Origin of the sequence: Haloglomus litoreum (assembly GCF_029338515.1) — an archaeon.
GTDB classification, from domain to species: Archaea; Halobacteriota; Halobacteria; order Halobacteriales; family Haloarculaceae; genus Haloglomus; species Haloglomus litoreum.
Genome location: NZ_CP119988.1, coordinates 2,604,338 through 2,618,082, shown reverse-complemented (window position 1 = coordinate 2,618,082; position 13,745 = coordinate 2,604,338). Strand labels below are relative to the sequence as shown.

Here is a 13,745-nt window from a genome sequence, read left to right as displayed (position 1 = left end):
GTCGGCGGGCTCACGCCGGCTCGACGCCGGTTATCTCGAACCGGGCGCCGCCCGCGCGCCCCTCCGTGACCCGTATCGACCAGTCGTGGGCCTCGACGATCTCGTTGACGATGGCGAGGCCGAGCCCCACGCCGCGGCTCCCCTCCGACTGGATCGGTGAGAAGACCGCCTCGCGCTCGTCGGACGGGATGCCGGGGCCGTCGTCCTCGATAAAGAAGCCTGTCCCCTCGGGCAACGCACCGACGACGATGGTCGGAGCTCCGTTCTCGCTGGCGTGCTCGACACTGTTGCGCAGGAGGTTCTCGAGAAGCTGCTGGAGCCGGCTCTCGTCGGCCAGGAACCGGATATCCCCCTCGGCGGTGACCGTCGCCTCGTCCGTCCGAACGGTCTGTCGGGCCGCCGCCACCACGCCGGCCAGCGACACTGGCTCGGCGTCGTCCACGGAGTGGCCCTCCCGTGCCAGCCGCAACAGGTCGTCGAGGAGGATGGACATCCGGTCGAGCGAGCTCTCGATCAGTTCGACCTCGTCCCGGTCGACGTCCTCCCGGAGGACCTGGAGGTACCCCTTCGCGACGCTGAGGGGGTTCCGCAGGTCGTGGCTGACGACGGCCGTGAACGCCTCCAGCCGCTCGTTCTTCTCCCGGAGTTCCCGTTCCCGCGCCTTCAACTCGGAGATGTCCTGGATGGTGCCGAAGTGGTACGGCACGCCCTCGAGTCGGTGCCGTGTCGTCACCGCCGAGACCGGGACCTGCGTGTCGCCGAATTCGTGGACCGTCTCGTCCGTACGGGTCTCCCCGTCGTCGAGCGACTCCCAGTACTCCTCGAAGCGGTCCGCCTCGAAGTCCGGGACCACCGTCCAGAGCGGCGTGCCGACGAGCGACTCGCGCTCCGTGTCCAGCAGCTCCGCGTACGCCTCGTTGACGTAGACGTACCGGCCGTCCTCCCCGTAGACGGCGACCCCGACGCCCACGGATTCCACCATCTTCTCGAACATCTCCGCCCGGTCCATACGGGGACCCGGGGTGGTGGTGGGATAAATTCCCGGTCGACGGCGGCCCGGGCGGTACCCGGGGACGGTCCGACCGGCCGCGTGATTCAGTCGGCGGCGACGGCCTCGCCGTGCTGGATGTCGGTCCCGAGCACGTCGAGGAACTGCGCGATCCACTCGGGATGGTCGGGCCACGCCTGCCCGGTGACGAGGTTGCGGTCCGTGGTGACCTCGTCGACCCACGAGCAGCCGGCGGCCTCGACCTCCGCGCGTACGGCGGGGTAGGCGGTCATCTCGTAGCCGTCGAGGACCCCCGCTGCGGCGAGGATCTGCGGCCCGTGACAGAGCGCGGCGACCGGCTTCTCCTCGTCGAAGAAGTGCCGAACGGTATCGAGCACGGCGTCGTACGTGCGCAGGTACTCGGGTGCCCGCCCGCCCGGAACCACGAGGCCATCGTAGTCAGCCGGGTCGACCTCGCTCATCGTCGCGGTCACCTCGAAGTCGTGGCCGCGCTCCTCCAGATACGTCTGGTCGCCGCGGAAGTCGTGGATGGCGGTCTTGACGCTGTCGCCGGCCTCCTTCTCGGGGCAGACGGCGTGGACCTCGTGGCCGACGGCCTGCAGGGCCTGGAACGGGACCATGGCCTCGTAGTCCTCGACGAAGTCACCGACGATCATCAGGAGCTGTTTGCCTGGCATGGATGGACACGCACGCTGTGGTGCGTGTGAACACACGGTTGGCGAGGGCATAAGATTTGACCACCGCGAGAGGACAGTTCCCGGGCGCCCCCCGGAGGAACGCCCGCACGCCCCGGCCACGAACCTGCAGAGGCTGCCCACGGCCCCACGCCCGACCACACACCTTTTGCGCGGGTCGGACCACGACTCTCCCATGCAGGTTACGTTCCTCGGAACCGGGAGCGCGATGCCGACCGGCGAGCGGATGCAGACCGGCCTGCTCGTCGAGGGCGACGGGAGCGGGGCGGAAGAGGAGGCTGGGTCCGAGACGCCGGGGCCGCTGCTGGTCGACTGCGGGAGCGGCGCCCTCCACTCGCTGGCGGCCACCGAAACGGGGTACGAGGGCGTCGACACCGTCCTGCTCACCCACCACCATCTCGACCACGTCGCGGACCTCCTGCCGCTGATGAAGGCGCGCTGGCTGGCCGGCGCCGAGTCGCTGCGAGTCGTCGGGCCGCCGGGGACCGGTGACCTCGTCGAGGGCCTCCTCGACGTGCACGACTACATGCAGGACCGGCTGGAGCTGCAGCTCCGCGAGGTGACGCCCGACGAGGCCCCGTTCGACCTCGCGGGCTTCTCGGTCGACGCCGTGGAGACCATCCACTCGATGTACTGTCACGCCTACCGGTTCACGCCCGCCGGGCGGGTCGACGACCCCGATGCCCCCGTGTTCACCTTCTCCGGTGACTCCGAGGAGACCGAGCGGCTCGCGCGCTTCGCCGACGGCTCGGACGTGCTCGTCCACGACTGCTCGTTCCCCGACGAGGTGGACGTGGACAACCACCCCACGCCGAGCGCGCTGGGCGAGACGCTGGCCGGTCACGAGTACGGGACGGTCTACCTGACCCACCTGTATCCGCACACGGTCGGCAGGGAGGAGGCGATGCTGGAGTCGCTCGGCGCGGCGTACGACGGCGAGGTGCGGTTCGCGGAGGACGGACTGACCGTGGAGGTGGAGTGAGATGGCCCGCAGACCCAGTACGGGGGTACCGATGCCCGCCCCCCGCCGGGGATGAGCGACGGACTCGTGGCGCGTGCCTCGCCGGTGCTGGTCGCGCAGACGCTCGCGTTCCTCGCGGTCGTCATCGGGGTCCCCGTGGCGTTCTCACTCGGTCGGCGGCTCCGCTATCTGGCCCTCGCTACGGTCGGTACCCTCATGCTCGCGTGATTCATCCTGTTGGGACTCCAGCAGGCCCACCGCTCCGGAACGCTCGTCCAGCACGCCACGTTCCTCGTGCTGTGGCTCGTCGGCGCCGCAGTCGCGGATAGACTAGCGAGGCGGGCGGCCGGGTGGCTCCCGGAACCGGTACCGTTCCTGCTCGCGGTCGGTATCGCACTGGGGGCGCTCTGGTCCGGCGCGCGGCTCGCCTACGGCGACTCCGCCACACGCGCTCTCTCCGCCCGTGCCGACACCGGGACCGAACGAGACTGAGTCTCAGTCGATGCGGTAGCGCAACAGCGCCGCGACGCCGCCGAGGTTCTTCAGCTGCTGGCCGGGGTCGAACTCGTTGGAGAACACCGTCACCGACCCCCCTTTCTGCTCGACCGTCTCGACGAGGTCGTTGGCGTCGACATCCCAGTCCCCCTCGCCGGCCCGCTCGACCCGCAGGCGCTCGTCGAGGATGAGGAGTTCGTCGATGGCACCGAACTCCGCGGCCTCCATCACGCTCTCGATGCCGTACGCGGCCTCGTGGCCCTGCGCGATGCGCTCCATCAGCTCGTCGATGTAGCTGGCCTCCTCGGCGATGCGGGTCTCGGCCTGCACCTCGTCGACGGCGCCACGCTTGAGCACCTCGTGGACGCCGCGGTCGCCGACGCCGGAGGTGTCGACCGTCGTGATGAGCTTCGCCACCTCCGGCGCCTCCTCCTCGATGTACTCCAGCGCGTCCTGCTTGGTGAACCCGGGGCCGGCGAGGATGATGGCGTCGACGTCCATCCGCGCGAGGACGTCCGTCAGCTCGGCGAACAGGGCCGTCCGTGGTTGAGCGTACTCGCCCTTGCCCGTCGTCGCCGTGATGGAGGCCCGCTCCTCGACGCCGTACTGGGCGACGGTGTGGACGTAGGCCTCGCCCTCCTCGACGGTGGCGATGGCGACGTCGGGGTTCTCGGCGGCCTCGACGGCCTCCTGCAGGCGTTCGAGCTGGTCGGTCTTCCACCGCTTGGTGATCTCGATCTCCGTGCGTTCCTCGACGTTCAGCGTGTGATGGAGCCCGAGCTGGTCCTCGCGCGAGCAGTCGACGATCTCGCCACCGATGCGGAGCCGGTTGGCGAACTTCGCGAACTCCGTGTCCTCGACCGCGATGGTGACGTACATGTGCTCGCGTTCGCCGCCGGTGTCGCGCATCTGGTCGTCGTTGCGCTGGATGCGGCGGGTCGTGTCCCCCCCGACCTCGTCGCCCGGCTCGATGATGTAGGTGAGATGCCACAGGTCGTCCAGACTCTCGGGGACCACCTCGATCTGCTCGCGCCCCTCGCCGACGGCGTGGCGGTCCTGGATTCGCATACCCGGACTGGGTGGGCCGTCCGCAAAGACCCTGCCGTTCCGCGCGGTGGGCCGGCGCCACGTGCGGAACGCCTAACTGGTCGGCGGAACGCCCCTCGCTCGATGAGTCTCGCGATTGGCGACGGAACTGGGGTCGGTGGACGCTCGTGGGGGGAACAGCGGTCGCGAGCCGGGGGGTGGCGGTAGCGTATGTCCGCGCTCGTGGTGTTCGCCTGGCTGCTCGGGTGGGGGTTCGTCGGCCTCTCGGTGATTCTGGCCTCGACCGCCGGCGCACCCGCCGGTCCCGTGGACGCGCTGCTCCAGTCGGTTGGACTGTTCTACCTCGACGCCACGGGGACCCTCCAGGAGTTCGCCGGCCTCACCGCCATCCCGGCACGATGGACCGACGCACTGTACGCCCTGGTGGCGACGATTCCGCTCGGGTTCCACGTCTTCACCGGGACCGGGGCCGCCTCCGAACCGGACTCGGGTGACGAGGTCGACGGCGGGGACTTCGTCTTCGGCATCGGTACCATCGTCGGATTCTGTGCCATCCTGGGGGCGCTGCTGTTCGGCCTCGGCGCGGAACTGCTGGCCATCTCCATCGTCTCCGTCCTCCTCGGTCTGGTCGTGCTGGGCCTCGGCATCGCGCTGGCGTAGGGGGGCGGGGTCGGTGCAACGGGCCGTCGAGAGGGAACCGTGCGCTGGAGGTAGAAGGAGGCCGTTCGGACGGTGCGGGACGGTGCGCTGGATGCCGGTTGCGCTTCAGGCCACCGGCCCGGCTGCGGGTTCGGCCCCGCTCTCGGCGGCCTCCGGCTCGACGACACCGACCGCGCCGCCGTACAGGTAGTACGCCGAGACCATGCCGTAGAACGACACGAACGGGACGACCAGGGCGCCGATACCGGTCGCGCCGAGGACGCTGGTGATCGCGCCGACGACGATCAGGACCCCGAGCGCGACGAGCCAGCGGATGGCGTACTCGCGGGTCGTCACGAGCGCGCGGATGCGGCCGAAGGCGAACCCGTCACCGATGCTGCCCGACACCGCCACGAACGTCAGGGCGGCCGGCAGGAAGTAGTACACCAGCAGGGTGAGCACGCCGGCGACGGCGAAGCCACCGAGGGCGCCGACGATGGCCGCGATGGTCAGGCTCTCGCTGCCCGTCAGGATGGCGATGACCAGCCCACCGACGGTGAAGCCGAAGACGAAGAGCGGCACGAGCAGGTAGACCAGCCCGACCACGAACAGTCGCAGGCCGTCCATGAACAGCTCGCCCCACTCGTCGAACACGGGCGCGTGCTCGGTCTCGGGGTCGGCCGCCGCGTCCCGGAGGACGCGTGCGCCATAACCCAGTACCAGGAAGATGGGGACGAACAGGAACGACAGGATTCCCAGGACTCCGCCGATCACGATGGTCTTCCAGCCCTCATCTCCCTCTCGCGGATAGTTGATGGATTCCTCGAACATGATGACTCTCCGTTGTGCCGGCCACACGGAACGTTCCGCGCGCGCTACAACTGAAGTAGCTACATCGTTCTCGGATATAAACCTATACTGCGACTGGCTGGCCCGGCGCACGACCCTGCTGGGGCCCGTGCAGGCCGCCGGGAGCCTACTCGTCGACCATCGTCGAGCCGCCGGGGGGGCAGAACTCCTGGACGCGGTCGGCGCTGGCCACCTTCCGGACGAACGACTGGTCGGCGAACCGCTCGCGGAACTCCCGGTAGATCATCTTCGCGATGTCGTTCTGGGCGTACTGCCCGGGCTCCAGCCGGATGCTCGTCACCGTCCGCTCCTCGATGGGGTCGGGCGGGCCGCCGACGACCCGCGACTCGGGCTCGACCTGGATACCGACGGCCACCTCGGCCTCCACGTCCTCGAAGTAGGTCCGGTCGCCACGTACCGCGAACCCGCCCTTCTCCAGGTACTCGCCGGACTCGGGCGTCTTCGACACCTGGTCGGGGCTCACCATGTAGGCGTCGCCCGCGTAGCGCCCGTCCTTCCACACGGACGAATAGGCGACGGCGAACTGCGCGGCCTCGCGCTTCGACCGCTCGGGGATGTCGATGTCCTGGGCAGCCTCGCTGGGGCCCGTCGCCTTCAGGACCGTCACGGGCCCGCCATGGGCCTGCGTGTGGAAGAACAGGTCCCCGCGGTCCATGTACTTCTTGACGAGTTCCTCGTTCTGGTCGGCGTTGCGGCCCCCGATGACGAGGAAGTCGTCCGAGGTGTGGAACCAGCGGAACCGCTCGAACCACTTCTCGTCGCTCCGGATGGGGATGGAACTCCGCCGGAGCCACTCCTCGTCGCTCGTCTCGTCGGCCTCGTCGGCCTCGTCCACCGATCCGCTCTCGGCCGCGTCGCTGGCCTCCCACTCCTCGCGGCGCTGCTTCACCGCCTCGAGGTCCTCGCGGGTGTCCTCGATGGCGGCCAGGGCGCCCTCCTTCTTCTCGGCGATCCGCTTGGCCTCGGTGTAGAGCCGGTCGGCGTTCTTCTCGAGGCCGTCGGCGACCTCGACGGTCACCTCGTGGTCGTCCAGCGCGAGCGTGACGGTCCCCTCGGCGCCACTCACCCCGACGACGGCCTCGGCGGCCGGGATGCCACGCTCGGCGCCCTCGGCGAAGCGCTCCTCGATGGCGTCCCAGGAGCGGTCCTCGGCACGCGCGTCACGCACCGTCGAGAGGACATCGTCGACGAGGTCGTAGTTGGCGTACAGCAGTTCGGCCTTCTCGCGCTCCCGCTGGGCCTGCTGCTCGAACTCCTCGATGGCGCCCTCCTGCTGTGCGATGATGCGCTCGTGCTTGGCGATCTCGGACTCGAAGTCCGGGCGGTCGCGGCCGCCGCCACCGCCGCCACCTCCCCCGCCGACGGACTCGTGTTCCAGCCGGTGGAAGTAGTCCGCCAGTGCCTCGTTGAAGTCGTCGAACGCCTCGGCGTGGAGGCCCGCAGCCTCGTGCTCCTCCATGGGGACGGGCGTCACGTCCACCACGCGCCGCGGGGTGTCCCCGTCGGACGACTCGTCGGTCGCCACCTCCTCGTCGTCCCCGCCCCCATCGTCGCCCGTCTCCGTCTCGACGGCCTCGGTGTAGACGCGGGGGTCGAGGTCACCCTCCTTGATGCGTGCCCGGAGGCGGTCCCATGCGTCGTAGAGGGCGTCGTACTCCTCGCGCTCGGCGGCGGCGATGTCCTTGTTCATCTCGACGCCGGCGCGCCGACAGAGCTCCTCTGCCCAGAGGCCACCGAAGTTGAGTTGCGTCGCGACGGTGCGGACGATGTCGGAGTCGGACTGGGCCATCCGGCGGGCGAACGACTCCTGGTCGGCCTGGAGGGGGTCGAACCGCGAGTCGGGGAAGTCGTAGGTGGAGCCGGGGGCGACGGTCCGGGATTTGAGGCGGACGGTGTCGAGCGAGGAGACGACCTCGCGCTCGGGGTCCAGCACCGCGACGTTGCCGTCGCCGAACAGCTCGAAGACGAGGGTGGTGTTCTCGTCGTCGCGCTCGAACTCGATGCTGATGATACGGTCGAACTCGAACTGGCGCACGTCGACGAGGTCGGCGCCCGACAGCCGGTTGCGCAGCATCATCGCGAAGTTGGGCGGCCGCCCCGGCGCGTCCGGGACCATCTCGGGGGCGACGAGGTGGACCCGTTTGGGGTCCCGGACCTCGGCCAGCAGCTCCAGTCGCCCGGCGTCGAAGTCCCGGAGCTTCAGCCGGACGAGGTCGTCCTCGTAGAGGTAGGCCTTGTCCAGCTTGGCCCCCCGGTAGCTCCGGAGTTCGCGGACCAGTGCCGCACAGTCCACACTGGTCAGGGCGCGTTTCTGCTCCATGCCCGGACTGCGGCGGTCGCCCGGATAGGCGTGTCGGGTCCGGTTTCCGCGGCCCACGCGGCCCCCGCTCACTCGTCGGCGAACTCGGGCAGGCGGGTCTGGCCCCACCTGACATGCCGGGTCCGCTCCGCTCCGGAGTCGTCGGTGCCCTGGGGCGACCCACTCGTTGCGTCGGCGCGTGCGGCCGCCCCCTCGCCTTCGTCGGTGCCACGCGCCGACGCCTCGACCTCGCTCCAGCCGTCGATGGTCTCCTGGCCGCCGTCGGTCGGGTCGCCGCCGGCCGTCCCCGCATCGCCGTCCGCGCCGTCGGTCGTTCCCGGACCTCCCCAGCCGTCGATGGTCGCCTGCTCGGCCGCCGTGAAGTCGAGGTTCGAGACACGGACACCGAGCTTCCGGACCCTGCTGTCCTCGAACTCCGTCAGGAGGTCCAGCGCGACCGCCTCCACGAGGTCGGGGTCGTCCACGGGGCCGGACAGCGACCGAGCGCGCGTGTTCACGTCGAACGGCGGCTGGACGACCTTCACGCCGATGGTGCGGTAGAGCGCGTCCTTCGCGCGGGCCCGCTCGGCCACGTCGGCCGCGAGCGAGCGGACGAGGTCGCGCTTCGTCCCCGTGTCCTCGGTCGGTTCGAGGGCGGACTCGCTGGAGATGCTCTTCGAGCGCCCCTGCGGCTCGACCGCGCGGTCGTCGCGCCCCCGCGCCCGGTCGTACAGCTCCCGGCCGCGCTCGCCGAACTCACGCTCCAGCGCGACGGGGTCGGCGCCGGCCACGTCCCCCGCGGTCTCGATGCCGCGCTCGCGCAGCGTCCGGGCCGTGACGGGCCCGACGCCGTGCAGGTCCTCGACCGGGATGGGTGCGAGGAAGTCGCGCACCTCGTCGGGGCGGACGACGACGAGGCCGTCGGGCTTCTCGTGGTCGGAGGCGATCTTGGCGGTGGACATGTTCGGCGCGACCCCGACGCTGGCGACGACGCCGACCTCCTCGCGGATGCGCTCGCGCAGCCGCTCGACGGCCGCCCGGGCGCCGTCCCACCCCTCCGGTGTGAGGTCGAGGTACGCCTCGTCGATGCTCACCTCCCGGACCGTCTCGGCCGCGTCGTGCAGGATGGCCTTCACCTCGCTCGCCGTCTCCTCGTAGAACGCCATGTCGACGGGCCGGTAGAAGCCCGATTCGTCGGGGGCACCCTCGTCATCGGGGTCCCTGTCGGCTCGGCGGGGGAGCTGCTGCAGCGCGTGCTCGATGGGCATCGCGCTCTCGACGCCGAACTCGCGGGCCTCGTAGGAGGCGGTGGCGACGGCGCCGATGGTCTCGCCCGGCTCGTACCCCATTCCGACGACGACGGGTTCACCCCGGAGTTCGGGCTCGCGGAGCCGCTCGCAGGCCGCGTAGAAACAGTCCATGTCCACGTGCGCGACCACGCGGTCCTCGGGCTCTGGCGCCCCCGGGAGTTCCGCGCGCTCGGGCATCTGTACGGGTGTATGGCGGCCGGGGGTCTGAAGCTTGCCACCCCGGAGTGGAAGTGGAACGGGATGGGTTGTTCGTCCGGTAGTGCTGAATTTTAGTAATCACATGGTAAATAAGTGAATAAAAGATATATTTATTCTATGAACAGTCACTATTTCTAGTATATCCCAACATTACCTACTCACCGAGTCACCAATCCCCGAAGCCTTCACGCTCTACGACAACTGCGGCCACGACGATAACGGAACCACCTACGAAGCCCTCGCGCTCTCGACCGGCCGCGCCTTGCTGCGCTCCTCGGGCGCCAAAGGCGCCTTGCGGTGCTTACGTCGTCGGGGCCGGGTCGAGAGCGCTCGCCTTCCGTCAGAGCAAGCTCTGACGACGTTCGCCTCGCTTCGCTCGGCTCACCTTCGAGTCCGCCAGGACAGCACGTTGGTCAGTCGGGTCGTGGGCCTCACGCCTCCCCAGCCGCCTGCGATGCTCGCTTCGCTGCGCGTCTCAGCCCTCGCGCGCTTAGAGGTGGCAGACGACAGCCGGAGCTCGCGGCACGAGGCCGCTCGCGAGGGCTGTCGTCGGCAGCCAGCGCGCGCCGGTGCGACTGACGGGGCTGGCACGCACCAGCCGAGCAGCAGGGTCGGCCAGCCGGTTCCGGGATCAGGAAGCGCGCTCGCGCTCGCTCTGTGGAGGCCGCGAGCGCTAGCGAGCGTGCCGGAACACCTCAGCGCGAGCGCGGGGAGGTGTGGGGCCACTAGCACTCCACTGGAACCACCACGTGTGAACGCTCGGTGCAACCAGCAACAGGGCGGGACTGAAAGGGGCCGCCCGCCTCGACCGTTCCCGGGCGAAGTAAGCACCGCAGGGAGCGAACGGAGTGAGCGACCGAGGAGCGCAGCGAGCCCCGGAACGTCGAGCGGGCGGGGGCTTTCTACCCGGTTCTGTTGTCGCTGTCGCCATTGTCGCGAGAGCGTACGGAGGCCTTCGACAGGCTGCTGCCTGAGCCGTCAGCGTCTCAACTGAGAAGGTACCAACACGGGAACCATCCGCACCGCCAATACCCGCATCTGCCGGAAGGCATTTGACCCGAACACGGCTACCTATCGTATGACGATTTTCGGCGCGATACGGGCGGTGGCGGACGCCCCGCGGAGCGGTGACGGCCCGGTGGACTGGAACGGCGCCGCGGACGCGGCGAAGGCGACCGTCAGCCCCGGCAACATCGAGCTCACGCCCGAGGAGCGCGAGGGGTACGCGACCGACGTCCGCGACGCCCGCAACCGCGTCCGCGAGGTGACGGGACTGGGCTTCGACCTGCCCGAGACCGTCGAGGTCCAGCACCGCCACCACTGGATCGACGCCAACATCGCCACCTTCCGGCGCGTGATGGAGCCGCTGGCGGACCTCGAGACGGACGCGTTCGGCATCGCCCGGACGACCAACACCGGCTCGATGGCCGTGATGCTGAGCTTCCTCGCGAACAACGTCCTCGGGCAGTACGACCCGCTCCTGCTCGCGGACGGCGACGACCACGCGCTCTACTTCGTCCACCCCAACATCGAGCGGGTGGCCGACTCGCTGGACGTCGAGACCGAGCGGTTCCGGCGCTGGATCGCGTTCCACGAGGTGACCCACGCCGCCGAGTTCGGCGCCGCGCCGTGGCTCTCCGAGCACCTGGAATCGCGGATGGAGAACGCCGTCGACGACCTCACGGAGGGGAGCCTCAACCGCGAGGCCATCGGCGAACTCGACACCGTGATGACCTCCGTCGAGGGCTACGCCGAGCTCATCATGGACCGCGCGTTCGACGACGAGTACGAGGACCTCCGTGCGAAACTGGAGGCTCGCCGTTCGGGGCGGGGCCCGCTCTCGAAACTGGTCCGCCGGCTGCTGGGCCTGGGGATGAAGCGCCGCCAGTACGAGCGCGGCAAGGCGTTCTTCGACGCCGTCGCGGACGCTCGCAGCGTCGAGGCGGCGGGCGTCGTCTGGTCGGACCCCGACCTGCTGCCGACCGACGAGGAACTGGACAACCCGGAGCAGTGGCTGGCGCGGGTGCCCGAGTACTGAACGGCCTCTGACCCCCGCGGAATCAGTTCTCCTCCGCGGACTCGTCCGCTGTCTGCCGGGCTTCGTCGACCCAGCCCGGTCGCTCGACGGTGACACCATCGACCGCCCCGAGCCGGAAGGACCGCTGGTAGGTCACGCGCTCCTCGCGGTCCGGGTGGACCCACTCGACGGTGACGGTCCGGCCGACGAGCCGGCCGTCGCTGGCGAGCGTGAGTCGCTGCTCGTACTGCACGAGCCTGGCCTCCTCCGGCACCAGCAGCGACCGGTCCGGGTCGAACCCGGACTCGCTGGCGTTGGCCTCGTACACCGCGACGACCTCGTCGTCGACGCGCTCGTAGCCGACCTTCGCCAACGGCAACTCGCCGGGGTCGTCGACGTACCGGAGCTGCGTGCCCGCGAGCGCCCGGTAGGTGAGTGCGTCGACGAGGAGGGTGTCGTTCGGCCGGGAGGCCCACCGGTAGTCCACGTCGCCGTCGGCCGACCGCTCGCGGACGTAGCCACCGGAGTCGTCGACGAACGTGGTCTCGACGCGGCCGTCCGCGCGGCGCTCCGTGACCTGCAGGTGGCCCACCGAGGCGTTCGCCCGGAGTGCCAGTTCGATGGGGTACTCGTCGAGGTCAGGCCGCGACCGGTTGGACTCGTACCGGGTCGTGAGCGTCGCGTTCCACGACCCGGCCTCGCGGAGGCGATCGGTCGAGGCCGCGGCGTCGGCCGCGTCGTACACCGCCGGCCCGAACGTCGGCGTCGGTGTGCCGGTCGGCGATGCTGGTCCGTCCGTCGCGGTCGGGGTACCCGCTCCTCCGAACAGGCTACAGCCCGAGAGGACGAGAAGCACACACAGCGTCAGCGAGAGGGCGGAATCGCGCACAGAGTGGCGAACAGGTTCGAATCCCAAGAACGTCACGACCACCACTCACCGCTGTATGCCACCGTACCTCCACTCTCACGCGTTGGATCTATCTCGATAACGTAGAAGGCCCGAAATGGATGGCTCTCAGACGGTGAGCGGTTCATCAGAGGCAGAAGCCCAGCGACCCCGGGCGTGAGAACCGCGCCGATCAGTCGTCGGCGGCCGCCTCCGGTTCGGCGTCCCGCACGCCGAGTTCGCCCGCGCGTTCGCGGTCCTCCAGGTAGCCGTCGGCGTCGATGGCGGCCTTGCAGCCCATCCCCGCCGCTGTCACGGCCTGCTGGTAGTGGTAGTCGACCACGTCGCCGGCACCGAACAGCCCCTCGACGGCGGTGGCGGTCTGCCCGCCGCCGTCGCCGCCCTGCGTCTCCAGGTAGCCCTCGTCGTCCATCTCGACGCCGGTCCCCTCGAGGTAGTCGGTGTTCGGCGTGTGGCCGATGGCGTAGAAGACGGCGCCGACATCCATGTCGAACTGCTCGGTGTCGGGGTCGTCGAGGTTCTCCTTGGGGTGACCGGTCTCGTTGCGCGCGAGCGTGACGTGGTCGACGCCCTCCGCCTGGGTGCCGTGGATCTCCAGCAGCTCCGTGTTCCGCATGATCTCGATCTCGCCGGCGTCGACCTTCTCCATCACGCGGTCGATCCAGTAGTCCTCGGCGCGGAACTCCTCGCGGCGGTGGGCCAGGTAGACGGTGTCGGCGAACTTGGTGAGGAAGTGGGCCTCCTCCATTGCGGCGTCGCCGCCGCCCACGACCAGCATGTCCTCGTCGCGGAAGAACGCGCCGTCACAGGTCGCACACGTCGAGAGCCCGTAGCCCATCATCGTCTCCTCGCCCGGGACGCCGAGGGTCCGCGCGGAGGCACCCGAGGCGACGATGAACGCGTCCGTCGTGTAGACGGTGCCGTCCTTCAGTTCGACACGGAACGCGCCGTCGTCGCGCTTCTCGACGTTCGTGACGATGCCGTGGTCGACCGTCGCGCCGAACTGCTTCGCCTGCTCCTTCGCGTTGTTGATGAGGTCCGGCCCGGAGATGCCCTCGGGGAAGCCGGTGTAGTTGGCCACGTCGGTCGTCAGCGTGAGCTGGCCGCCGGGTTCGTCGCCCTCCAGCACCAGCGGCTCGTTGTTCGACCGCCCGGCGTAGATCGCCGCCGTCAGTCCTGCCATCCCGGTGCCGGCGACGATGAGGCGCCGGTGCTCGATGTCGTCTTCGCTCATGCCCGCCGGTAGGCCACGAAGCCGTAATAAATCACGCCCCTCCGGCTCTCCCGCCGCACAGGCG

General features: G+C 69.7%; 13 protein-coding genes. 5 read left to right on the top strand and 8 right to left on the bottom strand.

From position 1 onward, the window contains the following. Positions 1–10 precede the first annotated feature (10 nt). Together P2T62_RS12995 and P2T62_RS12990 are read right to left on the bottom strand one after the other, a co-directional pair. Positions 11–1,009: a PAS domain-containing sensor histidine kinase gene (locus tag P2T62_RS12995; RefSeq protein WP_276257504.1), complete on the bottom strand. Its 999-nt coding sequence runs from the start codon at positions 1,007–1,009 to the stop codon at positions 11–13. An 86-nt stretch (positions 1,010–1,095) separates the two neighbouring features. Continuing rightward, the gene (locus P2T62_RS12990) at positions 1,096–1,686 is read right to left on the bottom strand and encodes a DJ-1/PfpI family protein (protein ID WP_276257503.1); all 591 of its coding nucleotides are present in this window, start codon (positions 1,684–1,686) and stop codon (positions 1,096–1,098) included. 193 nt (positions 1,687–1,879) lie between these two features. Between P2T62_RS12990 and P2T62_RS12985 the strand changes: the two genes are divergently transcribed. From P2T62_RS12985 to P2T62_RS12975, 3 genes are read left to right on the top strand one after another with little or no spacing between them, the layout of a single operon-like run. Continuing rightward, on the top strand, positions 1,880–2,686 hold the full coding sequence (locus tag P2T62_RS12985) for an MBL fold metallo-hydrolase (protein ID WP_276257502.1): 807 nt from the start codon (positions 1,880–1,882) through the stop codon (positions 2,684–2,686). Between the two features lie 51 nt (positions 2,687–2,737). After that, positions 2,738–2,893 carry a hypothetical protein gene (locus P2T62_RS12980; RefSeq protein WP_276257501.1) on the top strand — a complete coding sequence of 52 codons (156 nt, stop codon included), beginning with the start codon at positions 2,738–2,740 and terminating at the stop codon, positions 2,891–2,893. A 9-nt stretch (positions 2,894–2,902) separates the two neighbouring features. Continuing rightward, positions 2,903–3,157, top strand: coding sequence for a hypothetical protein (locus P2T62_RS12975; RefSeq protein ID WP_276257500.1), 255 nt, complete (start codon positions 2,903–2,905; stop codon positions 3,155–3,157). A 3-nt stretch (positions 3,158–3,160) separates the two neighbouring features. Here the strand turns inward: P2T62_RS12975 and P2T62_RS12970 are convergent, their stop codons facing one another. Then, the gene (locus tag P2T62_RS12970) at positions 3,161–4,228 is read right to left on the bottom strand and encodes an mRNA surveillance protein pelota (protein WP_276257499.1); all 1,068 of its coding nucleotides are present in this window, start codon (positions 4,226–4,228) and stop codon (positions 3,161–3,163) included. A 189-nt stretch (positions 4,229–4,417) separates the two neighbouring features. Here P2T62_RS12970 and P2T62_RS12965 point away from each other — a divergent pair, with 189 nt between their 5' ends. After that, the gene (locus tag P2T62_RS12965; RefSeq protein ID WP_276257498.1) at positions 4,418–4,867 is read left to right on the top strand and encodes a hypothetical protein; all 450 of its coding nucleotides are present in this window, start codon (positions 4,418–4,420) and stop codon (positions 4,865–4,867) included. 105 nt (positions 4,868–4,972) lie between these two features. On the opposite strand, the gene P2T62_RS12960 is transcribed toward P2T62_RS12965, so the two are convergent. The 3 genes from P2T62_RS12960 to dinB form a co-directional block, all read right to left on the bottom strand. Further along, positions 4,973–5,677: a DUF4013 domain-containing protein gene (locus P2T62_RS12960; protein ID WP_276257497.1), complete on the bottom strand. Its 705-nt coding sequence runs from the start codon at positions 5,675–5,677 to the stop codon at positions 4,973–4,975. Positions 5,678–5,822: 145 nt separating this feature from the next. Next, complete coding sequence (gene rqcH, locus P2T62_RS12955; protein WP_276257496.1) at positions 5,823–8,036, bottom strand: ribosome rescue protein RqcH; 2,214 nt, start codon at positions 8,034–8,036, stop codon at positions 5,823–5,825. 68 nt (positions 8,037–8,104) lie between these two features. After that, complete coding sequence (gene dinB / locus P2T62_RS12950; RefSeq protein WP_276257495.1) at positions 8,105–9,502, bottom strand: DNA polymerase IV; 1,398 nt, start codon at positions 9,500–9,502, stop codon at positions 8,105–8,107. A 1,099-nt stretch (positions 9,503–10,601) separates the two neighbouring features. On the opposite strand from dinB, the gene P2T62_RS12945 reads away from it, so the two are divergent. Further along, entirely contained in the window at positions 10,602–11,561 is a 960-nt protein-coding gene (locus P2T62_RS12945; RefSeq protein ID WP_276257494.1) for a zinc-dependent metalloprotease, read from the top strand. Positions 11,562–11,583: 22 nt separating this feature from the next. Here the strand turns inward: P2T62_RS12945 and P2T62_RS12940 are convergent, their stop codons facing one another. After that, complete coding sequence (locus P2T62_RS12940) at positions 11,584–12,429, bottom strand: DUF7537 family lipoprotein (RefSeq protein ID WP_276257493.1); 846 nt, start codon at positions 12,427–12,429, stop codon at positions 11,584–11,586. Positions 12,430–12,619: 190 nt separating this feature from the next. Further along, the gene (locus tag P2T62_RS12935) at positions 12,620–13,681 is read right to left on the bottom strand and encodes an NAD(P)/FAD-dependent oxidoreductase (RefSeq protein WP_276257492.1); all 1,062 of its coding nucleotides are present in this window, start codon (positions 13,679–13,681) and stop codon (positions 12,620–12,622) included. Positions 13,682–13,745 lie beyond the last annotated feature (64 nt).

Coding starts and splice junctions, on each gene's coding strand:
- P2T62_RS12960 (WP_276257497.1), bottom strand. CDS start 5,677: ATGTTCGAGGAATCCATCAACTATCCGCGAGAGGGAGATGAGGGCTGG.
- rqcH (WP_276257496.1), bottom strand. CDS start 8,036: ATGGAGCAGAAACGCGCCCTGACCAGTGTGGACTGTGCGGCACTGGTC.
- P2T62_RS12935 (WP_276257492.1), bottom strand. CDS start 13,681: ATGAGCGAAGACGACATCGAGCACCGGCGCCTCATCGTCGCCGGCACC.
- P2T62_RS12995 (WP_276257504.1), bottom strand. CDS start 1,009: ATGGACCGGGCGGAGATGTTCGAGAAGATGGTGGAATCCGTGGGCGTC.
- dinB (WP_276257495.1), bottom strand. CDS start 9,502: ATGCCCGAGCGCGCGGAACTCCCGGGGGCGCCAGAGCCCGAGGACCGC.
- P2T62_RS12945 (WP_276257494.1), top strand. CDS start 10,602: ATGACGATTTTCGGCGCGATACGGGCGGTGGCGGACGCCCCGCGGAGC.
- P2T62_RS12965 (WP_276257498.1), top strand. CDS start 4,418: ATGTCCGCGCTCGTGGTGTTCGCCTGGCTGCTCGGGTGGGGGTTCGTC.
- P2T62_RS12970 (WP_276257499.1), bottom strand. CDS start 4,228: ATGCGAATCCAGGACCGCCACGCCGTCGGCGAGGGGCGCGAGCAGATC.
- P2T62_RS12985 (WP_276257502.1), top strand. CDS start 1,880: ATGCAGGTTACGTTCCTCGGAACCGGGAGCGCGATGCCGACCGGCGAG.
- P2T62_RS12980 (WP_276257501.1), top strand. CDS start 2,738: ATGAGCGACGGACTCGTGGCGCGTGCCTCGCCGGTGCTGGTCGCGCAG.
- P2T62_RS12990 (WP_276257503.1), bottom strand. CDS start 1,686: ATGCCAGGCAAACAGCTCCTGATGATCGTCGGTGACTTCGTCGAGGAC.